This window comes from Sphaerisporangium corydalis, assembly GCF_025506355.1.
Classification (GTDB): domain Bacteria; phylum Actinomycetota; class Actinomycetes; order Streptosporangiales; family Streptosporangiaceae; genus Sphaerisporangium; species Sphaerisporangium corydalis.
On sequence record NZ_JANZYP010000028.1, the window covers coordinates 17,201 to 43,558 of the forward strand.

24 protein-coding genes are annotated in these 26,358 nt (G+C 72.8%); 11 read left to right on the plus strand and 13 right to left on the minus strand.

Annotated elements, in window-relative coordinates:
- Positions 1-25: 25 nt before the first annotated feature.
- The 4 genes from NYZ98_RS19970 to NYZ98_RS19985 form a co-directional block, all read right to left on the minus strand.
- On the minus strand, positions 26-1,300 hold the full coding sequence (locus NYZ98_RS19970) for a hypothetical protein (protein ID WP_262844342.1): 1,275 nt from the start codon (positions 1,298-1,300) through the stop codon (positions 26-28).
- A 21-nt stretch (positions 1,301-1,321) separates the two neighbouring features.
- A complete protein-coding gene (locus NYZ98_RS19975) occupies positions 1,322-2,047 on the minus strand; it encodes a hypothetical protein (RefSeq protein WP_262844343.1) in 726 nt (241 codons plus the stop codon).
- A complete protein-coding gene (locus NYZ98_RS19980; protein ID WP_262844344.1) occupies positions 2,047-2,811 on the minus strand; it encodes a hypothetical protein in 765 nt (254 codons plus the stop codon). Before NYZ98_RS19980 ends, NYZ98_RS19975 begins: the two co-directional genes overlap by 1 nt.
- A 317-nt stretch (positions 2,812-3,128) precedes the next feature.
- Positions 3,129-4,952, minus strand: coding sequence for an ABC-F family ATP-binding cassette domain-containing protein (locus NYZ98_RS19985; RefSeq protein ID WP_262844345.1), 1,824 nt, complete (start codon positions 4,950-4,952; stop codon positions 3,129-3,131).
- A gap of 33 nt (positions 4,953-4,985) precedes the next feature.
- On the opposite strand from NYZ98_RS19985, the gene NYZ98_RS19990 reads away from it, so the two are divergent.
- The 3 genes from NYZ98_RS19990 (at position 4,986) to NYZ98_RS20000 (ending at position 6,962) form a co-directional block, all read left to right on the plus strand.
- The gene (locus NYZ98_RS19990; protein WP_262844421.1) at positions 4,986-5,810 is read left to right on the plus strand and encodes a metallophosphoesterase family protein; all 825 of its coding nucleotides are present in this window, start codon (positions 4,986-4,988) and stop codon (positions 5,808-5,810) included.
- Positions 5,807-6,523, plus strand: a complete 717-nt coding sequence (locus NYZ98_RS19995) for a 4'-phosphopantetheinyl transferase family protein (RefSeq protein WP_262844346.1) — start codon at positions 5,807-5,809, stop codon at positions 6,521-6,523. The genes NYZ98_RS19990 and NYZ98_RS19995 overlap by 4 nt, the downstream gene beginning before the upstream one ends.
- A gap of 136 nt (positions 6,524-6,659) precedes the next feature.
- Positions 6,660-6,962 (plus strand): putative quinol monooxygenase, encoded by a 303-nt coding sequence (locus NYZ98_RS20000; protein ID WP_262844347.1) that lies wholly within the window; start codon positions 6,660-6,662, stop codon positions 6,960-6,962.
- Positions 6,963-7,021: 59 nt separating this feature from the next.
- Here the strand turns inward: NYZ98_RS20000 and NYZ98_RS20005 are convergent, their stop codons facing one another.
- From NYZ98_RS20005 to NYZ98_RS20040, 8 genes are all read right to left on the minus strand, one after another.
- Positions 7,022-7,627, minus strand: a complete 606-nt coding sequence (locus NYZ98_RS20005) for a GAF domain-containing protein (RefSeq protein ID WP_262844348.1) — start codon at positions 7,625-7,627, stop codon at positions 7,022-7,024.
- Between the two features lie 123 nt (positions 7,628-7,750).
- Positions 7,751-8,812: an alpha/beta hydrolase-fold protein gene (locus tag NYZ98_RS20010; RefSeq protein WP_262844349.1), complete on the minus strand. Its 1,062-nt coding sequence runs from the start codon at positions 8,810-8,812 to the stop codon at positions 7,751-7,753.
- 64 nt (positions 8,813-8,876) lie between these two features.
- Complete coding sequence (locus tag NYZ98_RS20015) at positions 8,877-9,695, minus strand: ABC transporter permease (RefSeq protein ID WP_262844350.1); 819 nt, start codon at positions 9,693-9,695, stop codon at positions 8,877-8,879.
- A 38-nt stretch (positions 9,696-9,733) separates the two neighbouring features.
- A complete protein-coding gene (locus NYZ98_RS20020) occupies positions 9,734-10,489 on the minus strand; it encodes an ABC transporter permease (protein ID WP_262844351.1) in 756 nt (251 codons plus the stop codon).
- Positions 10,490-10,496: 7 nt separating this feature from the next.
- Entirely contained in the window at positions 10,497-11,468 is a 972-nt protein-coding gene (locus tag NYZ98_RS20025; protein WP_262844352.1) for an ABC transporter ATP-binding protein, read from the minus strand.
- Between the two features lie 148 nt (positions 11,469-11,616).
- The gene (locus NYZ98_RS20030) at positions 11,617-12,696 is read right to left on the minus strand and encodes a sensor histidine kinase (RefSeq protein WP_262844353.1); all 1,080 of its coding nucleotides are present in this window, start codon (positions 12,694-12,696) and stop codon (positions 11,617-11,619) included.
- Positions 12,693-14,216: a circadian clock protein KaiC gene (gene kaiC / locus NYZ98_RS20035; protein WP_262844354.1), complete on the minus strand. Its 1,524-nt coding sequence runs from the start codon at positions 14,214-14,216 to the stop codon at positions 12,693-12,695. The genes NYZ98_RS20030 and kaiC overlap by 4 nt, the downstream gene beginning before the upstream one ends.
- A 2-nt stretch (positions 14,217-14,218) precedes the next feature.
- A complete protein-coding gene (locus tag NYZ98_RS20040; RefSeq protein ID WP_262844355.1) occupies positions 14,219-14,518 on the minus strand; it encodes a circadian clock KaiB family protein in 300 nt (99 codons plus the stop codon).
- Positions 14,519-14,700: 182 nt separating this feature from the next.
- Between NYZ98_RS20040 and NYZ98_RS20045 the strand changes: the two genes are divergently transcribed.
- The 5 genes from NYZ98_RS20045 (at position 14,701) to NYZ98_RS20065 (ending at position 18,584) form a co-directional block, all read left to right on the plus strand.
- The gene (locus tag NYZ98_RS20045; protein WP_262844356.1) at positions 14,701-15,405 is read left to right on the plus strand and encodes a response regulator transcription factor; all 705 of its coding nucleotides are present in this window, start codon (positions 14,701-14,703) and stop codon (positions 15,403-15,405) included.
- Between the two features lie 193 nt (positions 15,406-15,598).
- Positions 15,599-16,384: a sensor histidine kinase gene (locus NYZ98_RS20050; protein ID WP_262844357.1), complete on the plus strand. Its 786-nt coding sequence runs from the start codon at positions 15,599-15,601 to the stop codon at positions 16,382-16,384.
- A gap of 354 nt (positions 16,385-16,738) precedes the next feature.
- The gene (locus tag NYZ98_RS20055) at positions 16,739-17,188 is read left to right on the plus strand and encodes a septal ring lytic transglycosylase RlpA family protein (protein WP_262844358.1); all 450 of its coding nucleotides are present in this window, start codon (positions 16,739-16,741) and stop codon (positions 17,186-17,188) included.
- A gap of 15 nt (positions 17,189-17,203) precedes the next feature.
- Positions 17,204-17,800, plus strand: coding sequence for a cell wall protein (locus NYZ98_RS20060; RefSeq protein ID WP_262844359.1), 597 nt, complete (start codon positions 17,204-17,206; stop codon positions 17,798-17,800).
- Between the two features lie 7 nt (positions 17,801-17,807).
- On the plus strand, positions 17,808-18,584 hold the full coding sequence (locus NYZ98_RS20065; protein ID WP_262844360.1) for a MauE/DoxX family redox-associated membrane protein: 777 nt from the start codon (positions 17,808-17,810) through the stop codon (positions 18,582-18,584).
- A 29-nt stretch (positions 18,585-18,613) separates the two neighbouring features.
- Here NYZ98_RS20065 and NYZ98_RS20070 read toward each other — a convergent pair whose 3' ends face one another.
- Positions 18,614-21,496, minus strand: coding sequence for an AAA family ATPase (locus NYZ98_RS20070; protein ID WP_262844361.1), 2,883 nt, complete (start codon positions 21,494-21,496; stop codon positions 18,614-18,616).
- A gap of 346 nt (positions 21,497-21,842) precedes the next feature.
- Between NYZ98_RS20070 and NYZ98_RS20075 the strand changes: the two genes are divergently transcribed.
- From NYZ98_RS20075 to NYZ98_RS20085, 3 genes are read left to right on the plus strand one after another with little or no spacing between them, the layout of a single operon-like run.
- The gene (locus NYZ98_RS20075; RefSeq protein ID WP_262844362.1) at positions 21,843-24,122 is read left to right on the plus strand and encodes a TOMM precursor leader peptide-binding protein; all 2,280 of its coding nucleotides are present in this window, start codon (positions 21,843-21,845) and stop codon (positions 24,120-24,122) included.
- 16 nt (positions 24,123-24,138) lie between these two features.
- Positions 24,139-25,503: a SagB family peptide dehydrogenase gene (locus NYZ98_RS20080; protein ID WP_262844363.1), complete on the plus strand. Its 1,365-nt coding sequence runs from the start codon at positions 24,139-24,141 to the stop codon at positions 25,501-25,503.
- A 6-nt stretch (positions 25,504-25,509) separates the two neighbouring features.
- Positions 25,510-26,325 carry an HlyD family efflux transporter periplasmic adaptor subunit gene (locus tag NYZ98_RS20085; protein ID WP_262844364.1) on the plus strand — a complete coding sequence of 272 codons (816 nt, stop codon included), beginning with the start codon at positions 25,510-25,512 and terminating at the stop codon, positions 26,323-26,325.
- Positions 26,326-26,358: the final 33 nt, after the last annotated feature.

The window sequence follows — 26,358 nt, forward strand, 5'->3', positions numbered from 1 at the left end:
GTCACTCGGTACTGCTCGAAACCATTCAGTGCGCCGAGACCGGGCCCTTGGCCTGCTCGCGAAGCCACAGGCCCGCGGACTCGGTGAACGCCGGGTTCTTCATCGCGTCCGCGACCGCCTGCAGGTAGACGGCCACGCAGACGTCGTAGTGCTTGCCCCTGGCGGTGATCCAGGCCTCCCACCGCTCCGCGTGGCGCGCGCTGCGCGTGGCGGCGAGGCTGACCAGGTACTCGTCGCGGTGCCTGCGCCCTTCGAGCACGGCCAGCACCTTCTCCAGCTTCTTGCGCTCGCGCTGGATGTCGGCCAGCTTCGTCGCGTACGGGTTCTCGCCGAGGAACCCGTAGGTGAACGTCACCACGCCGCTCAGCGTCAGCAGCGCGCTGAACAGCACGACCACCGGCACCCGGCCGAGCTGGAGCGTGTCGATCGTCGACTTCACCTGCAGGAGGGTCTCGGAGTCGATGATCGACGCGAACAGCACGGCCGTGCGCAGGTAGGCGAGCAGGCACACCCCGGTGAACCAGCCCGCCACGACCAGGACGGTGCCCGGGAGCAGGGGCGAGCGCCACCCCTCGACGCTCATCCGCCTGACCCACCCGCCGGCGAGGTGAGGGGCCACGAGCATCGAGCCCGCCGTGCCGGCGACGAAGGCCAGCGTCATGACCGGGCTCTCGCCGAAGAACAGGAACGTGGCGTACTGGATCGGGATCTCGACCGCGGCGAACAGCACGAGCACGACACCGCGCAGCACGAAAGCGAGCAGGCGGCGCTTGAGTGAGCGCGTCGGCTCCGCCCACCTGCGACCGGGCTGGGCGGCGGTCCCCTCCGCGCCGGTCCCCCCCTCCGGCCCCTCGCCGCCGAGCAGCCGCTGAAGCGCCTTCTCCTGCCGGGTCAGGGCCTCGATCTCGCCCTTGGTGCTCGTGACCTGCTCGGTGCACCTGTTCAGGTCCTGCTTCGTCACCGCGATGCGCTCCTCCAGGCGCTGCAGGTCGCGAAGCGAGCGGACCTTCTCCTCGGCGACGACCTCCTCGCGCTTGGCCTCCAGCGTCATGAGGTACGGCGGCCTGCTCCCGGTCGAGAGGCTCCACTGGTCGTACATCCCCGACCTGCCGTCGCGGTAGCCGTTCTCCCGCGCCTCGGCGCGAAGCCTCTTGAGGTCACGCTCCGGGGGCGGCCCCGAGGGCACCGGGCCCCCGTACGGGTCCCCCTCCATCTCCAGTTCGGCGACGCTCGTCCGGTCGCCGGCGTTGAGGTACGGCTTGACGCGCCACCACCACGCGCGTCGCTGGTTCTGGCCCATCGGCGTCTTCCTTTCGACGTGTCAGACGTAGGTCACCGGAGGGGCACCGGCCCTCTGGAACAGCAGGTTCCAGAAGTCCCTGAACTGCTGCTGTCGTAGGGCGTCGGAGGTCACGTTGACGCCGAACCCGACGATCCTGACCTGCGTGCCCTCCAGCCGGGGGAGCCGGTTGTCCCGCCGGAGGCGCGCGATGATCGCCTCGCGCAGGGCGGCGGTGCCGATCTCGGCCTTGTAGAGGTTCAGTTCCTTGGTGTTCTGCGCCATGTCGCTGATCAGCAGGAGCCTGGCCGGGGTGTCGAGGGGGTTGGCCTGGCGGGCGATGTCGGCCAGGGCGCCGATGACGTCGGACCCGGTCCGCGTCCTGGTCTCCTGCCGGGCGCAGTCCAGCAGCCGGTTCATCACCGTGACGGCCGCCGCCCTGCGGGTGAGGTTGATCTGCTCGATCCTGTGCGGGTTCCCCTGGGCGCCGTCCCGGGGGCCGGCGTTCAGGCCGAGCGGCGCCTGCCGGCAGTCGGAGGAGCCGACCGAACCGCTGACGACGGTGTACGCGACACGGTCGCAGTCGGCGAGGAACGCCGGGACCGCCTCGCGGATCTTCTTGGGGACGTCGGTGTTGACCGAGAAGGAGGTGGCGTCCACGACCAGGCCGCACGAGCGGAAGACGCTCGGGGGCTCGTCGTCGCCGCACCCCGTCAGGCACGCGAGCCCGAGGAGCAGCGCGCAGGCGAGGATCCTGGCCGACGTCATCACGCGGCACCGCCTTCGCTCGCGGGGCCGTTCCCGAGGTTCCGCAGCGCTTCCTCCACGACCTCACGGATCTTCGGGGGGAGCAGGTCGAGGATGTCGCCGGACATGACGATGCGCTCCTCGGAGGCGTCGGGCTCGATCCTCGCGGGCTCCCAGGCCGGGAGCCTGACGTCCCTGCGGCCCTCCTTCCGCTTCCTGGCCAGGTAGGAACGGTCCAGGGCCTGGTGGTAGTGGGACACGACGTGGTTGGCGAAGGACGCCACCTCGTTCATGTCGGTGCGCATCTGGCGGACCGACGACTGGTAGAGCGCCAGCTTCTCGGCCAGCGCCTTGCGCGCGGCGGCGAGCTCGCGGTCGGCGGCGCCGCGCGCGTCGGCGTCGAGCCGCGCACGGCGGGCGGCGATGACCTCGCCCAGGGGGAGCGGGTACTGCGACGACGGGCCCGGGGCGGGCGCGGCGGGCGGCCCGGTCCCCTCCAGCCGCCGCGAGAGCTCGTTGATCGTGCCGGCGGCCACCAGAAGGGCGCCCTCCTCCTCCTTGGTGTCCCGGATGAACGACTTCATGACCCGGGCGCGGCGGCACGCGCTGTCGGCGGCGACCGCCCGGATGTACTTGGTCCACCTGTCGTCGCCGGACCCGCCCGGCACGCCGGACGAGCTCGTCGCGTACGGGAAGTGGTCGTAGGGAACCCCGTGACGCCCGTCCCTGCGTCCCGCGCGGGACGCCTGGAAGAACTGGACTCCTCGCGACCACGGCGTCGGCATGCCCGGGTTATGCGCCTTGTGCACGTGCCCACCGCTTCCCGGCGCGGTACGGAGGGGTCGCGTGGGGCGCGCACGCGGCCGATCGCACCAGTGCCCTTGATGTGAGTAAAGTACCTAGCTAAAGAACGTCTTAGCAGCCAAGGTCGTTCCAAGCAGCGGAAGATCGTAAAATATACATAAGTCACATACATAAACTCGTGTAAATACGGTTTTCGGCCTTTGATCACGAAAAAATTGCACGCCGAACTCCGGCCCGGCGGACGGAACCGAGTGGGCGGTCCTTGAACGGCCGGCGGCGTCAGGGGTGGGCGCGTCTGTCAGGGGTGGGCGAGTTGGTCGACGCGCCCGGCGGTGAGGTGGAGGTGGCGGGTGGTGTCCACGGCCTGGAGCATGCGGCGGTCGTGGGTGACCAGGAGCAGCGTGCCGGTGTAGGACGCGAGCGCCGATTCGAGCTGCTCGATCGCGACCAGGTCGAGGTGGTTGGTCGGCTCGTCCAGCACCAGCAGGTTCACGCCCCGGGCCTGGAGCAGCGCGAGGGCCGCGCGGGTGCGCTCGCCGGGTGACAGCGTGGCGGCCGGCCGCAGGACATGGTCGGCGCGCAGGCCGAACTTGGCGAGCAGGGTGCGCACGTCCGCGGGCTGCAGGTCGGGCACGGCCGCCTCGAACGCGCCGAGCAGCGGCTCGTCCCCGAGGAAGAGGGCGCGGGCCTGGTCGACCTCGCCGACCACCACGCCGGGACCGAGCGCGGTGTGCCCCTCGTCGAGCGGCACCCTGCCGAGAAGCGCCGCGAGCAGCGTCGACTTGCCCGAGCCGTTGGCGCCGGTGATCGCCACCCGCTCGGCCCAGCCGATCTCCAGGTCGACCGGGCCGAGGACGAAGGCGCCCCGCCTGACCACGGCGCCCCGCGCGGTGGCGACGACGGCCCCGGCACGGGGAGCGGCGGCGATCTCCATGCGGAGCTCCCACTCCTTGCGTGGCTCCTCCACCACGTCGAGCCGCTCGATCATCCGCTCGGTCTGGCGCGCCTTGGCCGCCTGCTTCTCGGTGGCCTCTGACCGGAACTTCCGCCCGATCTTGTCGTTGTCGGGGGCCTTGCGCCGGGCGTTCTTCACGCCCTTCTCCATCCAGGCCCGCTGCATCCCGGCCCGCGCCTGGAGCCCGGCCCGCGTGTCGGCGTACTCCTCGAACTCGGCGCGGGCATGGCGCCGGGCGACCTCGCGCTCGGTGAGGTAGGCCTCGTAGCCGCCGCCGTACACGCGCACCTGCTGCTGGGCGAGGTCGAGCTCGACCACCTTGGTGACGGTCCTGGTGAGGAACTCGCGGTCGTGGCTCACCATCACCGTGCCGGCCCGCAGCCCCTGGACGAAGCGCTCCAGCCGTTCGAGCCCGTCCAGGTCCAGGTCGTTGGTGGGCTCGTCGAGCAGGAAGACGTCGTACCGGCTGAGCAGCAGGGACGCCATGCCCGCCCGCGCGGCCTGCCCGCCCGACAGGGCCGTCATCGGCCGGTCGAGCTCGACGTCCAGGCCGAGCTCGGCGGCGACCTCGCCCGCGCGCTCCTCAAGGTCGGCCCCGCCGAGGGCGAGCCAGCGCTCCAGGCCGGTGGAGTACGCGTCGTCGGCGCCCGGCCGGCCCTCCACCAGGCCCTCGGTCGCCGCGTCCAGGGCGACCTGGGCGGCGGCGACGCCCGTGCGCCGGGCCAGGAAGGCCGACACCGTCTCCCCGGGCAGGCGGTCGGGCTCCTGGGGGAGGTATCCGACGATGGCCGACGGCGGGCTGAGCTGGACCGAGCCCGCCTCGGGGGCGGCGAGCCCCGCGAGGATCCGCATCAGCGTGGACTTGCCCGCGCCGTTGACGCCGACCAGGCCGATCACGTCCTCGGGAGCCACGACGAGGTCGAGCCCGGCGAACAGGGCCCGGTCACCGTGCCCGGCGGCGAGGTCCTTGGCGACGATGGTGGCGGTCATGCGCAAACGGTATCCGGCGCCGGGCCACCGCCGCACGCCCGCCCAGGCCACCGCCGCGCGCCGGTGGCGCCGGCCGCCTCGCGCGGCCGTCCGCCCGGCGGGGCCGGGATCGCGCGCGTCTCCGGTCCAGCCCGGGGTGTGTTCCCCGGCCGCCAAGGTCACGGTTACGATCGCCATGTGACGATCGGCGCGACGGGCAGTGGCAGGCTGATGGCGATAAGCGACCTCCATGTCGCGTATCCGGAGAACCGCCAGATCGTCGAGAAACTCCGGCCCGAGTCGGACTCCGACTGGCTGATCGTCGCCGGCGACGTCGGCGAGTTCGTCGCCGACATCGAGTGGGCGCTCACCCTGCTCAAGGAGCGGTTCGCCACCGTCGTGTGGACGCCGGGCAACCACGAGCTGTGGACGCCGAAGGACGACCCGGTGCGGCTCCGTGGCGACGAGCGGTACCGCCACCTGGTCGAGCTGTGCCGGCGCATCGGCGTGCTCACCCCCGAGGACCCGTACGCCGTGTGGACGGGGCACGGGGGGCCGGTCACCATCGCGCCGCTGTTCGTGCTGTACGACTACACCTTCCGGCCGCCGGACACCACCAAGGAGGAGGCGCTCGCCTGGGCGCACGAGACCGGCGTGGTGTGCACCGACGAGTTCCTGCTGCACCCCGACCCCTACCCGAGCCGCGACGCGTGGTGCCGGGCCCGGCTGCGCGAGACCGAGGCCCGCCTCGCCGAGCGCGACCCCGCCATCCCGACCGTGCTGGTGAACCATTTTCCGCTGACCCGCCAGCCCACCGACATCCTGCACTACCCGCAGTTCGCGCAGTGGTGCGGCACCGTCGAGACGGCCGACTGGCACCTGCGCCACAACGCGGCGGCGGTCATCTACGGGCACCTGCACATCCCCCGCACCACCTGGTACGACGGGGTGCGCTTCGAGGAGGTGTCGCTGGGGTACCCGCGCGAGCGGCGCCAGTACAACATTGACGGCATGCGGGCGATCAGGCACGTCTTCCCGGAGGAGGCCCCGTCGTGATCGAGAGCATTCTCCCCTCGTACGTGGTCTCCGAGGACCTGTTCGAGGATCCGCCGGACACGATGCTGTTCCCCGAGGAGGAGAAGGCCGTCGAGGTGGCGGTCGACAAGCGGCGCAGGGAGTTCACCACCGCACGGCTGTGCGCCCGGCGCGCCATGGCCCGCCTCGGCCTGCCGCCCGTGCCGGTGGTGCCGGGGCCGCGCGGGGAGCCGGGGTGGCCGAGCGGGATCGTCGGCAGCATGACCCACTGCACCGGCTACCGCGCCGCCGTGCTCGGCAGGTCGGCGCGGGTCGCCACGATCGGCATCGACGCCGAGCCCAACGAGGTCCTGACCCAGGGCGTGCTCGAGGTGATCTCCCTGCCGGCGGAACGGGAACGCCTGCGCGAGCTGGCACGCCGGAGCGAGGGCGTCTGCTGGGAGCGGCTGCTGTTCAGCGCCAAGGAGTCGGTCTACAAGGCGTGGTTCCCGCTGACCGGGCTGTGGCTCGACTTCGAGGAGGCGGACCTGTCGATCGGCCCCGATGACGGCACCTTCTCCGCGCGGCTCCTCGTGCCGGGTCCCGTGGTGGACGGCTCGGAGGTGACGGCCTTCTCCGGGCGGTGGCTGGTGAGGGACGGCCTCATCCTGACCGCGATCGTCCTGCCGGCCCCGGCGACGACGGCCGGCTCGCCTCCGGGGGCCTCCCCCGGCTCGGAACTGATCGGCTCCTAGCCCGGCTACCCCGGGGACGCCCCGATCAGGCAAAGGCCAGGCCATTTCCTGATTTACGGTAGTTCGTCCGCATTCCAGGTCGGGTAGGGCTCACGGCGATCAGGTTTCCACGCCCTCGAAGAGGGAGGGATCGCGCATGGTGACCGCCGGCCTGCTGGTACGCGTCCACGCCCGGCCGGGTAAGGAGCGGGAGATCGAGAACTTCCTGCGGGACTCGCTCGTCCTGGTCGAGGACGAGGCGGACACGGCAGGATGGTTCGCGTTGCGCATCAACTGCGCCACCTTCGGGATCTTCGGGATCTTCGCCGACGACGCCGGGCGGCTGGCGCACCAGTCGGGCAAGGTCGCAGAGGCCCTGATGGAGCGGGCCGACGAGCTCTTCACCCGCCCGCCGACGATCGAACGCGTCGACGTCATCGCCGCCGACCCGCCGGGCTGACACGCGCCGATCACGGGCCGGCCCGGCCGATCAGCGGCCGCAGGGCCGAGCCCGGCCGATCAAGGGCCGCCCGGTTCGGCCGCGGCGGTGTTCCTGGCCGCCGCCTCACGTAGCTCCTGGGCGACGCGCATGGCCGTGATCGCGTCCAGGCGGAGGTCGAGCAGGCGGGCCACCAGCGCGGCGAGCCGGGTCAGTACGGCGTTCTGCGTGGCGCTGAGCAGCCGGGGCACCCGATCGATGACGTTGACGGTGCCGAGCCGGTGGCCCTGGGCGGTGATGATCGGCGCGGCGGCGTAGAAGCGCAGGCCGAGCTCGCCACGGACCAGCGGGTGGTCCAGGGTGCGCGGGTCGAGCGTCGCGTCCGTCACGGTGTACAGCACGTCGTCCAGGACCGCCGAGGCGCACAAGCCCGGTTCGGTGCCGACCTGCTCCACGCCCTCCAGCCCCTCGGTGGCGGCGAACCACACGCGGTCCTCGTCGACGATGGTCACCGTGGCGATCGGCGTCGCGCAGGCGATGGCGGCGAGCTGGGCGATGTCGTCGAAGGACCCGTCGCGGGGCGCGTCCAGGATCTCGTAGCGGCGGACCTCGGCCAGGCGGTCCATCTCGGCCCTGGCCAGGCGCGGGTACCCGGGCGGGCCGTCGCCGGACGTCGGGGTGGACACGGGACCCTCCCTCGGGGGTGCGGTGACAGGGGGCCGTACGGGCCGGCACGGATCCGGCCACGCGGCCGGGAACGCCATGCGAGGGCCTGCGGGCAGGAAGCCTGTCCGACGGTCACCGCAACGCTACTGGATGGGGGGAGCCGTGTCCCGGACAGGAGCGGGCTGGATGCGCCTGGCGAGCCAGGTCAGCGAGACCGGGTAGCGGTAGTCGATGGCGCCGTGCCCGGCGTCGAACAGCTCGAAGTGCATCAGGTCATCCGATACGCCATTGTCGAGGAGCGCCTGGTGGAATGCCTGGGCCCCCACGTCCAGGTTGTACTCGTCGCGGGTGCCCGCGTCGATCCAGATGGCCCGCATGGACCGCAGCGCGTCGGCGTGACCGGGCACCATGCGGACCGGGTCCCAGGCGAGCCAGCGCTGCCAGAGCTCGTCCCTGAGCACGCCGGTGCGCGGGTCGAACGGCAGCTCGGGGACGCCGTCCGCGCGGGCGGAGAAGGCGGCCGAGCAGCCGAGCACCCCGATCAGCACCTCGTCGGCGGGATGGGTGAAGGCGGTGCGGCCCTGGAACTCCCGCCACCACCGGCCGATGTCGCCGTCGAAGGCGCGGAGGAGGCGCACGGCCTGGGAGAAGTCCGGCAGGTAGCAGTACTCGTAGAGGGTGTCGCCCGCGTGGGTGGCGAACGCGCCGAACAGGTCGGGGCGGAGCATCGGGGTGATCATCGCGCCGAACCCGCCGCTGGACTTGCCGGTGATCGCGCGGTGGTCGCGGCCGGCGTGGGTGCGGTAGCGGGCGTCCACCCACGGCACGATCTCGTCGCACAGGTAGGAGTGGTAGCGGCCGGTGCCGGGCGAGTCGACGAACTGGCTGCCGCCGTACGCGGTCCATGCGTCCACGTACACGACGATGACCGGCGGCGCCTCGCCCCGGGCGAAGACCTCGTCGGCGGTCTCGGGGAACGGCCGGCGGAACGGCGTGCGGTTGTTCCACATGGCGAGGTGGCCGGTGTAGCCCTGGATGACGTAGACGGACGGGTAGCGCCGGTCGGGGTCGTCGTCGTACCCGGGCGGCAGGTAGACCCACAGCGGCCGGTGGTGCGGGTCCCCGAGGGGGTTGCCGCGCAGCAGCTCGCTCTCGAAGACGTGCTCGTCGATCCGTCCGGCCGGTTCGCCCCGCCAAGGCAACATGGTCCCCTCCTTCAGCCCCACATCCGTATCACGGATCACACCCGCCCCGCTCACCCGCCCCGTGTCAGTGCAGCAGGACGCGGGTCCAGCGCCGCCGGGCGACGACGAGCCCGAGCACCCCCATGATGACCAGGTAGGCCGCGCTGACCAGCAGCGCGGGCTCTATCCGGCCCAGCGCGAGGCCGCGCAGGAGCTGGATGGCGTGGTAGAGCGGCAGCAGCTCCACCACGAACTGCACGACCCTCGGGTACACGGTCACGGGGTAGAACGTGGTCGCGAACAGGAACATCGGCAGCAGCACGAGCTGCACGTACTGGAAGTCGTGCCACCCCCTGATGTACGTCGTCACCGCGAGGCCGCAGGCGCCGAAGGCGAAACCGACGAGCAGCGCGGCGGGCAGCGTCGCGAGCGCCCACGCGGAGGGCACCAGGCCGAACGCGGTGATCACCACCAGGAAGCCCACCGCCGTGATGAGGCCGCGCAGCATCGCCCACGCCACCTCCCCCACGACGACGCCGGTCACGGTGACCGGGGTGACCAGCACCGACTGGTAGAACCGGTCGTAGCGGACCTTGGTGAACGCGGCCTCCATCGTCTCGTGCAGCGCGCTGTTCATGACCGCCGTGGCCAGCAGGCCGGGGGCGACGAACGAGGCGTAGCCGACGTCGACCCCGGCCACGTCGCCGACCAGCCGGCCGACGCCGACGCCGATGGCCAGCAGGTACAGGACCGGCTCGAAGATCGAGTACAGGGCCATCGTCCACGGGCTGTGCCCCTTGTGGACCCACAGGTTGCGGAGCAGCAGCAGGTGCGCACCGCCCGCGCGCGGCACGTGGGGCACGTCCCGGATCCCGGGACCTTCGCCGAGCTTCAGCGCCGACATTTCCTCGCTCCCGTCTGAAGTGGGTGACGCCGGTCGCGTCAGTAGTGGAGGTGCCGCCGGTAGGTCACGAGCGCCACGGCGACGCCGCCGGCGGCGAACGCGCCCAGGTAGGCGACGTGCACCAGGGAGCCCGCCAGGGTGGCCGTCCCGAGGCTCAGCGTCCGGCACAGGTCGACGCCGTGCCACAGCGGCAGCGCGTACGCGGCGGTGTGCAGCCAGGCGGGGAGCGAGTCCAGCGTGAAGAAGGTGCCGGACAGCAGGTACATCGGCATCAGCACGAACCGGAAGACCGCGTTGAGCGTGCCGAACTTCTCGACCGTCACCGCCCAGGCCGCGAGCGGGGTCGCGAAGGCGAGGCCGGTGAGCAGCGCGGCGGGGACGGTGAGCACCACCATCGGGGAGCGCGACGCGCCGAAGGCGACCATCACCACGGCGAACGCCAGGGCGCTGCTCGCGATCCTGAACGTGATGAACAGCAGGTGCCCGGCCATGATGTCCCTGGGCTCCAGGGGCGTGGCCGCGGCGACCACGTAGCTCCGGTCGCGCCGCAGCGCGCCGTTCACCCTGAACGCCGACTCGATGTAGGCGTTCTGCATGGCGGCGGCGGCCAGCATGCCGGGGGCGAAGAACTCCAGGTACGTCATGCCGTCCAGCGCCTCGGGGGCGACGAGCCGGCCGAGGCCGGCGCCGATGGCGAGCAGGAAGAGCAGGGGGTTGGCGACGCTGACCACGATGGTGGACCGCCAGGTGCGGCGGTAGCGGAGCATCCACGCGGAGAACTCTCGGAGGAGCATCGGTGCCTCAGTCCGTCAGGGAGCGGCCGGTGAGGCGCAGGAACACGTCCTCCAGGGTGGACCGGCGCACCAGTGCCGTGACCGGGGCCAGCCCGGCGGCGGTGACGGCCGCGAGCGCCGCCTCCCCGTCGGGGGTGTAGACCATCAGGCGGTCCGGCAGGACCTCGACGCGCTCGCCCTCGCGGGCGCCGGTGACGGCCCTGACCTTCCCGGTGGCCTGGTCCTGCTCGTCCAGCCGGAACCGGAGCTCCAGGACCTCGCGGGTCGAGTGGCGCTCGATCAGCTCGCGGGGCGACCCCTCGTCGGCGATCAGGCCCTTGTCCATCACGACGAGCCGGTCGCAGAGCTGCTCGGCCTCGTCCATGTAGTGCGTGGTGAGCAGGAGGGTCACGCCCTGCTGCTTGAGGCGGAACAGCCGGTCCCACAGGACGTGCCGCGCTTGGGGGTCGAGCCCGGTGGTGGGTTCGTCCAGCAGCAGGACGTCGGGCTCGTTGACCAGGGAGCGGGCGATCGTGAGCCGGCGCCGCATGCCGCCGGACAGCGCCTCGACCCGGTCGCCGGCCTTCTCCTCAAGCTGGGCGAACTCCAGCAGCCGCGCGGCCCGCTCCTTGACCACCCGGCGCGGGATGCCGAAGTAGTTGCCGTACATCAGCAGGTTCTCGCGGACGGTGAGCTCGACGTCCAGCGCGTCCTCCTGGGGGACGACCCCGAGGCGTGCCCTGATCAGCCGCCCGTCGCGCGCGGGGTCCATGCCGAGGATGCGCAGGGTGCCGGCGGTCGGCGGGGACACGCAGCCGAGCATCCGCATGGTCGAGGACTTGCCCGCCCCGTTGGGGCCGAGGAACCCGAAGGCCTCGCCCCGGCCGACCTGGAAGTCGAGCCCGGCCACCGCGCGGAAGACCCCTCCTGGCCTGTCGCGGGCGGGGTACTCCTTCACCAGCCCCTTCGCGTCGATCAAAGGCGTCTCGCCGTCGTCCACCCTGGTCACCTCCGCCGGCCGGTGCGGCCGGACGCTTCCCGGCCAGAGATCACTCGTGCGCGAACGACCATAGTTTGTAAGACCAGGCTGAAATCTCGCAACTTATTAACTTATGAGCGAAAATCTCCGGCGCTCTGGACATAAGCGATCACGGGCGGACGGGTTCCGGTCCTCGCCCGCCGGGGTCGCCGGGCGCCCGCCGGAGGCGGAGGTGGAAGCGGGCACCGTCGCCGTCCCTGGCCTCGTACCAGGCGTCCCCGCCGTTGGCCCTGGCCAGCCTGCGGACGATCCACAGCCCGAGGCCCGTGCCCTCGGTGACCCGCTCGACGCCGGGCTCGCGGGCGAAGCGGTCGAACAGCCGGGGCACGAACGCCCCAGGCACCCCGGGCCCGTGGTCGCGCACCCGGAGCAGCACCCAGCCCGCCCGCCGGGACGCCGACACCTCGACCGGCGGCCTGCCGTAGGCGAAGGCGTTCTCCAGGTAGTTGCCGACCATCACCGAGAACTCCTGGCGGTCGGCGAGCGCGACCAGCCCGGGTTCGCAGGACAGGCGCACGTCCCCGGCCCGCCCGTCCTGCTCCCCCACCAGCTCCACGACCAGCGCCAGCACGGGCACCCGTTCCAGGGAGGCGGAGGCGCCGCCCCTGGCGTCGATCCTGGAGGCGACGAGCAGCTTCTTGACCAGCCCCTGGAGGCGGGCCGTGCGGTCGGCGATCCGGTCCACGATCTCGGCCCGCCGGTCCTCGGCGAGCGCGGTCAGGCGGTCGCGCAGCACGCCGACCAGCACGCTGATCGTGGCGAGCGGGCTGTGCAGCTCGTGGGCGGCCATGGCGACCAGGACGCTCTGGCGTTCCAGGGCCGCCTCCATCTCCCGCTCGGCGTGCCGGCTGCGGGTGACGTCGCGCAGCGCCGCCACGTACAGGGGCGCGCCGTCCAGGGTCGTGGCGGAGACCCGCATCTCGACCACCCGCCTGCCCCCGCCGGGCAGCACCAGGTCGATCGTGGTCGACGCGCCGGCCACGATGGGGAAGCCGAACGGGGTGCCGACGAGCTCCCCCGCCGGGCGGGCGAACAGCGACTCGGCCGCCGGGTTGCACAGTTTGATGACCCCGCGCCCGTCGACCGCGACGACGCCGTCCGCCGACGCCGACACGACCACCTCGCTGATGCCGTCCCGGCGCGCGGCCTCCCGCCCGGCGCCGGTCCCCGGCTCCCCCTCGGCCCTCATCCGGGCGGCCTGTCCGTGGCACGGGCGGACGGCGGCCACAGTGCGGTGGGATCGGCGTTCCCCGTGGAGACGTGCGGGACGCCGTTCAGCGGCTCGCCGATGCGCATGCCGCCGCCGTCGATCGTGAACTCGCGGATCCGGTGGTCGTGGGCCGAGCCCCTGGCCCGCAGCACGGTGACCGCGCGCCGGGCCTCGCCCGCGCGTTCGGCGTACCTGAGCATGATCCACACGTCGGCCAGCCCGGCGATCTCCATGGTGACCGCCGAGACGCCGGCCGGCACCGCGTGGCCGGTGGGGGCGGCGGTGAGAAGCGTGGTGATCTCGTCGCGGCGGAGCAGCGCGCCCAGCGCGATGACGAAGTCCAGCAGGGCCCGCTGGCTGACGACGCGTTCGAGGGAGGACAGGGTGTCGACGACCAGGCGGGTGGGCGCGAACTCCTCGATCGACCGCCTGATCCGCAGGAAGTGGTCCTCGGGCGAGGCCACCTCCGGGTAGCCGGACACCACGCGGAGCAGGCCGGAGGCCTCCATGGCCCGCAGGTCCAGCCCCCACCCGCCGGCGTCGCGGAGAAGCTGCTCGCGGGTCTCGTCGAACGTGCAGATCAGGCAGCGCTCGCCGGACTCGGCCGCGGTGGCGGCGAAGCGGAGGGCGGTCAGCGTCTTGCCCATGCCGGTCGGGCCGGACACCAGCACGACCGCGTCGCGGTAGAGGCCGCCGCCGCACATCTCGTCCAGCCCGGCGTTGCCCGACGAGACGCGGACCGTGGAGGCGCGCCCGCCGGTGGAGGCGGCGAGGAACGCCGGGGGGACGAGCACGATGCCCTCGGCCGGGTCGATGGTGAAGATCCACTCACCGGTGCGGTGGGCGGCGCCGCGGAACTTGACGATCTCCAGCGTCCGGCTCCGCCGTCCCCGCCGCAGGGCGTTGCGCAGGACGACGACGTTGTCCATGACGAACGGCTCGACCCCGTGGCGGGTCACGCCGTCGTACTCCCCCGGCCGTTCGGCCGTGACCACCGAGGTCACCCCGAGCGCCTGGAGGCCCAAGGTGATCTTGAGCAGCTCGCGGCGGACGACGGCGGCGTCGGCGAAGCGGGCGAAGAGCGCGCCGAGCGAGTCGAGCACGACACGGCGGGCCCCGGTCCGGCGCACGGCGTAGGTGACGCGCGCCGCCAGGCCGCCGAAGTCGTACGCCCCGACGGCCGGCGCCTCGTCGGTGAGGACGTCCGAGGCGTCCACGAAGGCCCACCGGCCCTCGTCCTCCCAGCGCTCGATGGGGAACCCCAGGGACGCCGAGTTGAGCCGGATGCCGGCCGGCGCCTCCTCGAAGGTGACGAAGACCCCGGGCTCGTCGAAGCACAGGATCCCCCGGGCGAGGAACTCCACGGCGAACACGGTCTTGCCGCTGCCGGTCGTGCCGCTCACGAGCGTGGACCTGCGGGCGGGCAGGCCGCCCAGCGCCACATGGTCGAACCCGTCGATCCCCGTGGGGACCCGCTCGATCGCGGTGCTCCCGTCCATCGTCACAGCCTTTCCTCGGGCGGGCCGGGCGCGGCGGGCAGGCCCAGGGCGGCGGCGGCGCGCCCGTGGTCGGACAGGTCCCCGACCACCCGCAGCACCGGCGGCGGGGCGAGCCTGACGACCGTCGGGGTGGCGAGCACCCGGCCCTCCTCCGCCAGGTCCGGCCGTTCGGCGACGTCGACGACCTCCACCTCGCACGCGCCGGCGAGGCGCTCGTCGCACAGGAACCGCAGGTTCGCCTCCGCGGCCTTGGACCGTTCCGTGGTCCCGGCCACGTACAACCGGAACGAGTAGGTGGTCACAGATGGACCGTCTCCACCCCCTGCGGCGCCCAAACGGCGCGCCGAGGGGCACGGCGGGATTTGCCCGGCACTACGCGCTGTGGTTACCTTCGTGACGAAGGGTGAGGACCGCCTGCGAAGCGAGCAGCCATGTGCCGAGAACCGTCCGCGCTCCCGACGCGCGCCGCCGAGGGCGGGGACGCGTGACCCGGGTCCTGGTGGTCGAGGACCAGCGGGCCCTGGCCGGCGCACTGGAGATCGCGATCGGCGCCCAGCCGGACCTGGACTGCGTGGGCACGGCCGGCACGGTCGAAGAGGCCGTCAGGCTCGTGGAGACGCGGAGCCCCGACGTGGTGCTGATGGACGTCCACCTGCCCGGCGACGACGGGATCGAGGGCACCCGGCGGATCAAGGCGGCCCACCCGGGGATCCGGGTCCTGATCCTGACCGGCGACCCCACCCCCGGCCTCCTCGGCGCGGCCGCCACCGCCGGGGCCACCGGATTCCTCCCCAAGGACAGCGCCTTCCCCGACATCCTCCGGGTGATCCGGGCCTCGGTCGACGACGCGATCGTGATGGTGGAGGGCGGGACGTTCCGGGAACTGTTCAAGGGCGCAGGGCCGGGGGCCGCGCCGCCGGGCGACGACCGCACGGGACTCACCGCGCGCGAGCTGGAGGTCCTCGGGCTCATGGGGGAAGGGCTCGACCCGCAGGCGATCGCCGGCCACCTGGTCCTCAGCCCGCACACCGCCCGCGGGCACGTCAAGAACGTCATGATGAAGCTGGGCGCGCACAGCCAGCTCGAAGCGGTCGTGGTGGCCCACCGCATGGGCCTGCTGCCAGGGCCGCGGGCGACCGGCGCCGGGCACCGATCCGGCCCATCTGGGGGTGGGGGTCGGACCACCTGAGGGTGGCAGGACGTTACACCCCGCTCCTAGTGTGGGTAAAGCAAGCGGCGCGTTCCCCCCGCTCATCCCTGGTCCAGCCCATGTCGCCGCATCACCCCGGTCGCGTGCCGTCCGACCGGACGGAGACCACGCGCGGGACACCTGCGCTCCGGGCACCGTGACCCACGGCCCGGCCGCGGAAGGAAGACCCGATATGGACAGCAGAAACCATGCCCGCGTGCCCGCCACGCCCGACCGCGACGGCGTCCCCGAGATGGCCGGCGAGATCGGGATCGGCCCGAGCGTGCAGAACGCCGCCCTCAGGCTGGAACGGCTCAGCCGGGCGCTGGAATGCCAGCGCCGCTTCGCCTCCGACGCCTCGCACGAGCTGCGCACGCCCGTCGCCGGGCTGCGCGCGGAACTCGAGGAGGCCCGGATGCACCCCGGCGAGGACGACGTGCGCGACGTGATCGACCGGGCCCTCTGCGACGTCGGCCGGCTGGAGGCGATCATCAACGACCTGCTCCTGCTGTCCAGGAGCGGCGTGGACGCGCCCCGGCGGGAGCCGGTGGACCTGGCCGAGCTGGTCGAGGCGGAGGTCGCCCTGCGGTCCGACCCGCTGAGGATCCGCCTGCGGCTCACGCGCGGCGTGGTCGCCGACGCCGTGCGCATCCAGATCTGCCGGGTGCTCACCAACCTGCTGGACAACGCCCAGCGGCACGCGCGGCGGATCGTGTCGGTCGAACTCGGCCGCACCGGCCGCGTGGCGGAACTGGCCGTGTCCGACGACGGCGAGGGAATCGCCGAGGCCGACCGTGAGCGGATCTTCGAGCGGTTCACCCGGCTGGACGCCGCCCGCGCGCTCGACCGGGACGGCAGCGGCCTCGGCCTGGCGATCGCCCGCGAGATCGCCCAGGCCCACCACGGGACCCTGGACGCCGGGCCCTCCCCCCTGGGCGGCGCCCGCGTCACCCTGCGCCTCCCCCTCACGGGCGGGTGAGCGGACGCCCGTGAACCCGTCGCGCCCATCACATTCCCGCGCGCTTTCCTGTGCGGCGGGGAAGTCCGGGCGGGGGCCGCATTATGGGCGTACATTATTCGTACATCCGGCCACGACGGCGGGCGTCTTCGGAGAGTTTCCGGATGAATGCTCCTCGCTCACGGCCATGCGTACGCATCCCGCGCCCGGGGTTTCCGAGGGCGGCGGCCGGTGGACGCGGCGGGTGAGTTCATAGCGGCTCGCGATCAGGCATTGACGAAATCATCTGACATGTTATTCATGGGAAGGTCAGGAATTTCCGTATTTGCCTTATCGGACCGAGGGACCGCCGGAGCCACTCGTAGGAGGACGCGCATGGCGCGCAGCCAGCCCCCCGCCCCGCCCAGGGACCTGCTCGGCCCCGTCCAAGGAGAGGTCTCCTGGTTCTGCTGCGGCACCGCCTGGGGACCGTGCTCGACCACCGGCAGGGGAGCCTGCGGCACCTGCAACTCCGGCAGCATGCAGCACGCGTGGCCCAACACCTCCGACAACTGCCTGGCGATCACCCACCCGGACACCTGCGGCGTCGGCCTGTCCCGCAGGACCTGCGGCTTCAACCACCGGACCACGGCACTGTGCAGCGGCGCCAGTGTCGTCACCTCGATCGCCGACTGCGGCCCGCAGACCGACCTGTTCTGCGGCGAGCGGAGCTGCTGCGGCGCGACGTGCGCGAGCAACCGGCTGATCGACCTGACCCCGGCCGCGTTCAGCCAGATCGCCAGCCTCTCCGCCGGCCTCCGGCCGGCCGAGATCTCCACCCCCTAGCAGGAAGGACGCCCGATGACCAGCAGAAGGCAGCTGCTCAGGTCCGCCGTCCTCGGGGGCGGGGCCGGGGTGCTCGCGGCCACCACCATGGGGTCGCTCGGCCCGGAGGCGGCGTTCGGCGCCGCGGCGCCGGGGATCGAACCCGGGACGCCCGACCCGAACTTCGCCGAGGGCCGGATCCGCGACATCAAGGGCAACACCCTGTTCGTCCTCGGGTCGAACATGGTGTTCCACAGCATCCGGGTCGTCGACGGCACGAGCCTGTGGAAGCTGGGCCCCGTCTCCTTCGAGCAGGCCAGGCCGGGCGACGGGCTGTACGCCCGTGGCGTGCGCATGCCGGACGGAGTGCTCGCGGCCGAGTCGGTGTGGCTCAACATCATCAACATCAAGGGCCACATCAGGAACATCACCAGCGACAAGATCCACCTGGACCACAACGGGAAAGAGGTCCTCTGCCACCTGGTGCCCGGCACCTCGGTCGCCGTCTACTCCGACGCGCCGCCGTCCGCCGACCTGTCGCTGCTGCGCGTGGGCCAGCACGTGCAGGTCCTGGGCGCCTGGCGGCCGGACACCAACGAGGCCGACATCGCCACCGTCTTCTCCCCGCACTAGGAGCGACATGCACGGGATCGCCGCGCTGCAGGCGTACGTCATCGGCCCCCTGCTGCTCTGGGCGGCCATGGCGAAGCTGCTCGGGCGGCGGGCGCGCGCGTCGGCGGAACAGAGCGCCCTGGCCCGGCTGGCCGGACCGGGGCGCGCGGTCCACGCGTACCGGCTGACCGGCGTCCTCGAACTCGCGGTGGCGGCGGCGCTGCTGGCGCCGCCCGCCCTGCCGGTGGACGGCCTGGCCGCCGCCGCGCTGTCGGCGGGGTTCCTCGCCTACCTCACCTACGCGCGCGTGGCCGCGCCGGCCTCCTCGTGCGGCTGCCTCGGCGGGCACGCGCGCCCGGCGGACCCGCGCGCCTTCGCCCGCGCCGGGCTCCTGTTCGTCATGAGCCTGGCGGTGATCGGCGCGGGTCCCCTCACGGTCACCCCGCCGCTCGCGGCCCTCGGCCTGGCCGAGGCCGCCGTCCTGGTGGGGCTCTCGGCGGAGCTGGACCGTTACTGGCTGACGCCCCTGCGCCGGCTCGTCGTGCGGCTGCGCGGGCCGCTCGCCGCACCCCCGCCGGGGGAGGTCCCCCTGGAGGTCACGCTGCGGCTGCTCTACCTCAGCCCCGCCTACTGCTCGGCGTCCGCGCGGCTCAGCTCCGACGTCCAGGACACCTGGGACGAGGACGGCCTGCGGTTCGTGGTGTACGCGGCCCAGGGCCGGATCGCGGTGTTCGCCGTGCCGCTCGCCGGCGGCGACCCCTCGGCCGTCCGCGTCGCCCTCATCGACGAGCCGGTGCCCGCGTGACGGACCTGACGGGCCAGGAGCCGCCGGCCTCACAGGACGGCGTGGTACTCCATGGGGTCGTCGAGGTCGAGGACCGGAGCGGGCCGCGTGCCCGGCTCGGGGACGGCGGGCAGGGTGGTGGTCAGGGCGTTCAGGATCGCGGCCAGCTCGGCGCGGGCGTGGATGCCGAGCTTGCGGTAGATGCGGGCCAGGTGGGTGTCCACGGTGCGCTTGCTGATCGACAGGGTGGTGGCCACCTCCAGGTTGCTCATGCCCTGAAGGACCAGGTCGGTGACGCGGCGCTCCCCCACGGTCAGCGGGTGCGCGCCCTCCCGGCGTACGGGCGGGACGCGGGCGCCGGGGACGCGGGCGCCGGTGTCGGCCAGGTGCTTGTCGGCCAGGGCGGCCAGCCGGACGGCGCCGCAGTCGTCGGCGAGGCGGAGCCCGGCGGTCAGGGTGTCGCGGGCCTTCTGCTCGTCGCCCGACTGGCGCTGGGCGATGCCCAGGCGGATGAGGGCCCGGGTGCGCTCCAGGCGGGCGCCCTTGTTGCGCAGCAGCTCGATGGCCTCGTGCAGCATGTCCAGCCGCGCGGTCCCCTCGTAGGCGACGCTTCCCGCGCTGAGCGCGCGGGCGACGGTGGTGGGCGCGCCCCAGGCGCGGGCCAGCTCCAGCTCGCGCTCGGCGACCGCCCGCGCGGCGGAACGCTCGCCGAACAGCACGTACGCGAGGATCGAGTGGGTGCCCCAGGGGACGCAGGCCGGGTTGGTGATGCCGGCCGAGGCCAGGCGCCGCCCGCATTCCAGCAGGATCCGCAGCCCGTCCTGCGGGCGGCCCCTGGCGACGTGCAGCCGGCCGAGGGCGTCCATGATCTGGCCGGCGACCAGCGGGTGCCAGTCCCCGTACGGGTCCACCGACCGCAGCACCCGCTCGGCGGCGTCCAGGTCCCCGAGCTCGACGAGCGCCCGGCCGGCGTTGGCCAGGGCCGCGACGTGGAACCCCTCGGCGCGCGAGGCCGCCGAGAACCGGATCGCCTCCTCGGCGTCGCGCAGCGAGGCGGAAAGGCTGCCGAGCTGGTAGCCCACCTCGGACCTGACCAGCAGCGACAGGACCAGCCGGGTGTCGGACGCGGCGGAGCGCGCCTCGGTGACCACGCGTTGCGACCAGTACGACGCCTCGTCGATCCGGTCGCACCAGATGAGCGGCAGCACCGCCCCGAGCGGCGCGACGCCCTTGCCGTCGAAGCACCGCCGGGTCAGGGCGAGCGTCCGCGGCAGGTTGCGGCCCCGGACGCCGGTGACCAGGGCCAGGGCGCTCACGAACTGCTGCGCCGACGGGGTGGCGAGCAGGCGCGAGGAGCCGCGGAGCCGGCGAAGCAGGCCGGGCACCGCGGCGGACCTGCCCCACAGCAGCGCCTGGGCGGCGAGGACGAGCAGCAGGTCGGGCCCGAAGGGCGTGGGCGCCTCGGAGGCGATCGCGACGGCCTCGGTGAAGATGTCGCCGGCCTCGGCGGAGTTGGCGGTCACCAGGATGTCGGCGAAGGGCGTGAGGGCCAGCATGTTCTGCGGCGCCGCGCGGACGCGGGCGAACACCGTGCGCAGGTGCCGCAGGCTGGCGGGCAGGTCGCGGTGCATCTCGACGGCGCCCAGCTCGGCGGTGACCTCCAGGTCGGTGGTCGGGTCGCCGGACTCGGCCAGGGCGCGGTGCAGGTAGCGGGTCGCCGGTTCCCAGGAGTGCTCGGCGGCGGCCTCCCGGGCCGCTTCGCGCAGCACGGTCACGCTCCAGGGGTCGCCGGTCGGGCCGGCCGACATGAGGTGCCGGGCGGACCGCTCCACCGGAACGCCGAGGCGGTAGAGCAGGGAGGCGGCCCTGCGGTGCAGGCCGTCGCGCACGGCGGGGTCCATGCCCGCGAGGATCGTCCGCTGGATGTGCTCGTGGGCGAACCGGCCGGCCGGCAGCCCGGCGAGCAGCCCGGCGGCGCGCAGCGTCCCGCCCGCCTTCTCGGCGACGAGCTGGCCGAACCCCGAGAGCATGGCGGCGGTCTCCAGCCCGTCCTCGGGGGCGACGATGGCGAGGCTCTGCAGCAGGTCGACGCTCGCGGGGTCGTGGTCGGCGAGCCAGCGCAGCACCGTCTCGGTCAGCGACACCGCCCCGATCTCCAGCACCCGCGTCAGCTCGGTCTTCTCCGGGCTCACCCCGGCGGCGAGGAGCTGGCCGGCCATCTGGTGCAGCAGCAGCGGGTTCCCCTGGGTGAGCCGGTGGGAGGCCGCCGCGACGTCCGCGTCCACGGCGGTGCCCATCGCCCCCTCCAGCAGGCGCCCGGCGCAGGTGGCGCAGAGCGGTGCCGGCCGGAGCAGCCGCGCGTACGGGAGGGCGGCGATCTCGCGGACGATCTCGCGTCCGCCGCGTCCCTGGGAGTCCACCGTGAGGATCATGATGACCGGGAGGTCGTCGAGCCGCCGGGCGATGTAGGAGCACCACTGGGCCGACTGCGGGTCGGCGTAGTCGGCGTCGTCGATGGCGATGATCAGCGGCTGGGAGCCGGTGGTGATGGAGCGCGTGGAGCGGTAGAGGCTCTGCAGCAGGTCGGGCGCGACGAGCCCGCCGCCGTGGTTCTCGTACACCTGCCCGGGGAGGACCAGCGACCCGGGCGTGGCGGGCGGCACCCCGTTGCCCGACCCGCCCATCAGCGGATCGAACAGCTGGCGGACCACGCCGAAAGGGTAGTCGTGCTCGTCGGAGTGGCCGCGGGCCATGAGGATGGCGCCGATGTCCGGCTTTCGCGCGAGGGCGGCGTGCAGGAGGGTGGTCTTGCCGATTCCCCGGGGACCGAGGATCACCAGAACGGAGGGTTTACCCGCGTAGACGTGGGAAATCGCCTCCTGGATCGCCGCTAGCTCGATGTCGCGGTGCAGCACCGGCTGCCCTGAAGACATCGCTCCCCCAAGGGCCGGGTGGCTACGTCTGATGCCACGATCATGCCGCGAACGACGGGTCGGTTGTCAATACCTAATTCACCACCAAAGGGACTTATCATCCCTTGTGGCCGGTTTACTGGGCTTACGCGTAGAACACCGCCCAACCCGGGGCGACCGTATGGATCTTACCCGAAACGTACGCGAGCGCGGACCGCAATGCGCCGTACGCATTTCCCGGATACGCATCCCGTACGTCGCCCTTTGAATACCGCCCCAATACGTACGGCCGGAATGCGTCTTTACACCGGTCCGGCCCGGGTGCAACTCTGCGATCAAAGGTAATCAAGCGAATACGGGGAGGGCCATGGACCGCCCACGCCTCAAGGCGCATTTCACGGCCCAGGTCGTCGATGGGTCGAAGGTGTTCCTGCTCGCCGAGGGCCAGCATTATCTCATCCAGGGGACGGGGACGGCCGAAGTGCTCCCCTACCTGGACGGACGGCACACGGTGGCCGACATCGCGGTGGCGCTGAGCGGCAAACTGCCGCTTATGCAGGTGCTCACCGCCATTCGCAAATTCGACGCCTTCGGGCACCTGGCGGACGGCCGGCCTGATTGGCCGGAGCACACACTCGCGTACTGGGACGCACAAGGTCTCGACCCGGAAAAGGTCAGGGTTTCGCTCGCGGACACCGAATTCACGGTGACCGGCGCGGGCGCCGATCCCGGCACGGTCATCGCACAACTACGCGAACACGGACTACGCGTACGGCAGGTGGACCTCGCCGAGGCCGCCGACCCGAGCGGCGCCCTCACCCTGGTCGTCGTCAACGACTACCTCGACCCGGCGCTGGAGCGCCTCAACACCGCCTACCTGGCGGCCGAGCACCCGTGGGCGCTGGTGAAGCCCGCCGGGATGACGCTGTGGGCCGGACCGGTGCTCCAGCCCGGCCGCACCGGCTGCTGGTCCTGCCTGTCCCAGCGCATCAGCGGGAACCGGCAGGTCGAGCGCTACCTCGCCGGAAAGCTCGGCACCGGCGGCACACCGGTGCACCCCTCCCGGGAGTCGGTCCCCGCCGGACCGGCGATCGCCGGCGGCCTGCTCGCGGTCGAACTGGCGCGGATCGCCGCCACCGGCGCCCCGTCCCGGCTCGAAGGCAAGATGACCACGATCGACCTGCGCACCCTGGCCGCCACCGAGCACACCATGGTCCGGCTGCCGCAGTGCGCCGCCTGCGGCGAGGAGTCGCTGATCACCGAGCGCAGCCCGAAGGTGGTGCTCACCTCGCGCGACGCCCGCCACGTCACCGACGGCGGCTACCGCATCGAGCCGCCCTCGCAGACCTACGACCGGCTGCAGAAGCACATCAGCCCGCTCATCGGGGCGGTCACCCGCCTGCACACCTTCGCCGAGTACGACAACGGCGTCACCTACAGCTTCACCGCCGGCCACAACTTCGCCATGGTCGGCGACAACATGGACCTGCTCCGCCGCAACCTGCGCGGGCAGAGCGGCGGCAAGGGACGCACCGAGGTCCAGGCCAAGGTCAGCGCCCTGTGCGAGGCCATCGAGCGCTACTCGGGCGTGTGGCGCGGCGACGAGCCGGTCCGCGAGGCGGCCTACGCCGACCTCGACCCGGCCGTGGCGGTACACCCCGAATCCCTGCTGCACTTCTCCCCCGGCCAGTACGCGGGGCGCGACGCGTGGAACAAGGACCCCGGCCACCGGCTGCACCTGGTGCCCGAGAAGTTCCGCACCGACCTGCCCATCGACTGGTCGCCCGCCTGGTCGCTCACCGACGAGCGCGAACGGCTGGTGCCCTCCGGGTACGCCTGGTACGGCCACCCGGACCTGGAACGCCACTTCTACTGCGTCGGCGACTCCAACGGGAACGCGTCGGGCAACTCGATCGAGGAGGCCATCCTCCAGGGCTTCTGCGAACTCGTCGAACGCGACGCGGTCGCCCTGTGGTGGTACAACCGGGCGCGGCGCCCCGCGTTCGACCTGGACTCGCTGCGCGACCCCTACGTCGACACCCTGCGCGAGTTCTACCGGCGCATGGGCCGCGACATCTGGCTGCTCGACCTCACCACCGACCTCGGCATCCCCGCCTTCGTCGGCGTCTCCCACCGCGTCGGCCACCCGGTCGAGGACGTCATCGTCGGCTTCGGCGCCCACCTGGACCCGAGGATCGCGGCCATCAGGACGCTGACCGAGGTCAACCAGTTCCTGCCGTCGGTGGAACGCCGCGACGACGCCGGGGAGACCATCTACCTGGACGACGACGTCGCCACCCTGGCCTGGTGGAAGGAGACCAAGCTGGCGAACGAGCCCTGGCTGGTCCCCGACCCCTCGCTCGGGACGCGCTCGCTCGCCGACCACCCCCTGTCCGGCGGCGACGACCTGGCGGCGGACGTCGAGACGTGCGTGGCCAAGGCAAGGGCCTGCGACATCGAGGTCGTCGTGCTCGACCAGACCCGCCCCGACCTGGAGCTCAGCGTCGTCCGGGTCATCGCGCCCGGCATGCGGCACTTCTGGCGGCGGCTCGGCGCCGGGCGCCTGTACGACGTCCCCGTCGCGCTGGGCTGGGTGCCGCAGGCCCGCACGGAGGACCAGCTCAACCCGACCAGCGTCTTCTTCTGAGCGGGAGGAGCAGACCGTGACCGACACGAAGTTACGGCTTCGCCGCGACGCGGAGCTATCGGAGGCCGACGGCGTCCTGCGGGTGACCACCCCGGGGGGCTCCTCGGCGCTGCGCGGCCTGCCGCCCGGCACGGCCGGCGCCCTGCGGGCGCTGGCCGCCGGGGACGTGACCGAGGCCGACCTCACCGCGACGGTCGTCGCCGGCGACGGGGAGGCCGGGCTGCTCCGCTGGCACATGCTGGTGCGCCGCCTGGGCAAGGGCGGCCTGCTGGAGTACAGCGTGGACGCCGCCCGGCTCAGGCCGGTCGGCGCCGGGCCGGTGGAACCCGGGGCCGCGCCCGGCCCCGGTGACCGGGTGCGGCTGTCGCGGTTCGCCGTCACGACGGCCGAGGACGGCGTGCTGGCGGTGCGCTCCCCGCGCCACTCCGGCATCGTCGAGCTGGCGCCGGACGCGGCCGCGATCCTCGGCGCGCTGGCCGGCTGGACCACCCCGGCCGAGCTGGCCGGGGCGCTCCCCGGCCTGCCGGTCGGGCCGATGCTGCGGTTCTTCGCCGCCGCGGGCCTGCTGGCGCCCACCTCCGAGGACGAGACGCAGCCGATCGCGCAGTGGTCCCCGAGGGACCTGTGGCTGCACGCCCACAGCCGGGGGCCGCGCGTCACCGGCCGCTACGGCGGTACCTACCCGCTGGGCGACCGCTTCGGCCCGATGCCCTCGGCCCCGCCCGCGTTCGGCGGCCCGAGGATCGACCTGTCCCCGCCCGACCTGGAGGTGGTGGCCAAGGCCGACCCGAGCCTGACCGAGACGCTCGAACGGCGGCGGTCGCTGCGCGAGCACGACCCCGACGACCCGATCACGGTGGACCAGCTCGGCGAGCTGCTCTACCGGTCGATGCGCCGGCGCGACGGGTACACCGGGTCGGACGGCCAGGAACTCGTCGACCGCCCCTACCCCTCCGGCGGGTCGGTCCACGAACTGGAGGTCTACCCGCTGGTGGTCTCGTGCCAGGGCGCCGAGCCGGGCCTGTGGCACTACGACACGGCCGGGCACGCGCTGGAGCGCGTCGCCGAACCCGGCCCCGCGACCGCCATCCTGGTGGAACGGGCCAGGTCCTCGGCGGTGCTGGCGGCCGACCCGCAGGTGGTGCTCATCGTCACCGCGCGCTTCGGCCGGGTGATGTGGAAGTACGAGACCATCGCCTACTCCCTGGTGCTCAAGCACGTCGGCGTCCTGTACCAGACGCTGTATCTCGTCGGCACCGCCATGGGCCTCGCCGTGTGCGGGCTCGGGGGCGGGGACGCCGAGGACTTCGCCGCCGCGAGCGGGCTCGACTACTACGCCGAGGGCAGCGTGGGCGAGCTGGTCCTCGGCAGCAAACGGTGATGCGAGATGAAATTCCGCTTCAAAGCGCTCCAGCGGATGCGGGAGCCCGACGAGCTCGACTCCCCGACCCTGCTGGCCTCCCCGCGCGGGTGGATCGCCACCTTCGTGGTGCTGATCATCGTCGCGGCGGTGACGGTGTGGGCGTTCGTCGGGCGGCTGCCGGTCACGGTGTCGGCGACCGGCCTGCTGACCCACCCCGGCGGGACCGCCCAGCTGCAGAGCCCGTACGCGGGGCTGGTCCGCACGATGCTGGTCCATCCCGACGACACCGTCCAGCGGGGCCAGGCCGTGGTGGAGATCATCGAGACGGACTCCACGACCCCGCGCCTGGTCCACAGCCCGTTCAGCGGGCACGTGGTGGCCGCGACGACCGACGACGGCCACATGGTCATGCCGGGCGAGGACCTGCTGACCGTCGAGCGCACCGACGCGCCCGGCGACCGGCTGGTGGCGATGCTGTTCGTGCCGGCCGACCGCATGCTGGGCGTCGTCCCCGGCAGGCAGGTCGACCTGTCGGTCTCCACCGCCCCGCCGGGGAGCTTCGGGCTGCTGCGCGGCCGGGTCGCCTCGGTCAGCACCTACCCGCTGATCCTTGAGGAGGTGGCCGACCTGGTCGGCGGCGAGTCCGCCGCGCACGGCTACCTCAACGGCACGCCGCCCCGGCTGGTGATCGTCGACCTGGACCGCGACCCGCACACGACGTCGGGGTACGCGTGGTCCACCAAGGCGGGCCCGCCGCTGCGACTGTCCTCCCAGGTCAACGTGACCGGCTCGATCGACCTCGGCAGCCAGACCCTGTTCGACCTGATGCTCGGCCGCTGAAGCGGCACCCGAACGGCCCGAACTGGAGGGACG

Excerpts from the sequence above, each read along its gene's own strand:
- NYZ98_RS20060 (WP_262844359.1), top strand. The coding sequence starts at position 17,204 with ATGACCAGCAGAAGGCAGCTGCTCAGGTCCGCCGTCCTCGGGGGCGGG.
- NYZ98_RS20015 (WP_262844350.1), bottom strand. The coding sequence starts at position 9,695 with ATGTCGGCGCTGAAGCTCGGCGAAGGTCCCGGGATCCGGGACGTGCCC.
- kaiC (WP_262844354.1), bottom strand. The coding sequence starts at position 14,216 with ATGGACGGGAGCACCGCGATCGAGCGGGTCCCCACGGGGATCGACGGG.
- NYZ98_RS20085 (WP_262844364.1), top strand. The coding sequence starts at position 25,510 with ATGAAATTCCGCTTCAAAGCGCTCCAGCGGATGCGGGAGCCCGACGAG.
- NYZ98_RS20000 (WP_262844347.1), top strand. The coding sequence starts at position 6,660 with ATGGTGACCGCCGGCCTGCTGGTACGCGTCCACGCCCGGCCGGGTAAG.
- NYZ98_RS20010 (WP_262844349.1), bottom strand. The coding sequence starts at position 8,812 with ATGTTGCCTTGGCGGGGCGAACCGGCCGGACGGATCGACGAGCACGTC.
- NYZ98_RS19970 (WP_262844342.1), bottom strand. The coding sequence starts at position 1,300 with ATGGGCCAGAACCAGCGACGCGCGTGGTGGTGGCGCGTCAAGCCGTAC.
- NYZ98_RS19990 (WP_262844421.1), top strand. The coding sequence starts at position 4,986 with ATGGCGATAAGCGACCTCCATGTCGCGTATCCGGAGAACCGCCAGATC.
- NYZ98_RS20065 (WP_262844360.1), top strand. The coding sequence starts at position 17,808 with ATGCACGGGATCGCCGCGCTGCAGGCGTACGTCATCGGCCCCCTGCTG.
- NYZ98_RS19975 (WP_262844343.1), bottom strand. The coding sequence starts at position 2,047 with ATGACGTCGGCCAGGATCCTCGCCTGCGCGCTGCTCCTCGGGCTCGCG.
- NYZ98_RS20075 (WP_262844362.1), top strand. The coding sequence starts at position 21,843 with ATGGACCGCCCACGCCTCAAGGCGCATTTCACGGCCCAGGTCGTCGAT.
- NYZ98_RS20070 (WP_262844361.1), bottom strand. The coding sequence starts at position 21,496 with ATGTCTTCAGGGCAGCCGGTGCTGCACCGCGACATCGAGCTAGCGGCG.
- NYZ98_RS19985 (WP_262844345.1), bottom strand. The coding sequence starts at position 4,952 with ATGGCGATCGTAACCGTGACCTTGGCGGCCGGGGAACACACCCCGGGC.
- NYZ98_RS19980 (WP_262844344.1), bottom strand. The coding sequence starts at position 2,811 with ATGCCGACGCCGTGGTCGCGAGGAGTCCAGTTCTTCCAGGCGTCCCGC.
- NYZ98_RS20050 (WP_262844357.1), top strand. The coding sequence starts at position 15,599 with ATGGACAGCAGAAACCATGCCCGCGTGCCCGCCACGCCCGACCGCGAC.
- NYZ98_RS20030 (WP_262844353.1), bottom strand. The coding sequence starts at position 12,696 with ATGAGGGCCGAGGGGGAGCCGGGGACCGGCGCCGGGCGGGAGGCCGCG.
- NYZ98_RS20055 (WP_262844358.1), top strand. The coding sequence starts at position 16,739 with ATGGCGCGCAGCCAGCCCCCCGCCCCGCCCAGGGACCTGCTCGGCCCC.
- NYZ98_RS20020 (WP_262844351.1), bottom strand. The coding sequence starts at position 10,489 with ATGCTCCTCCGAGAGTTCTCCGCGTGGATGCTCCGCTACCGCCGCACC.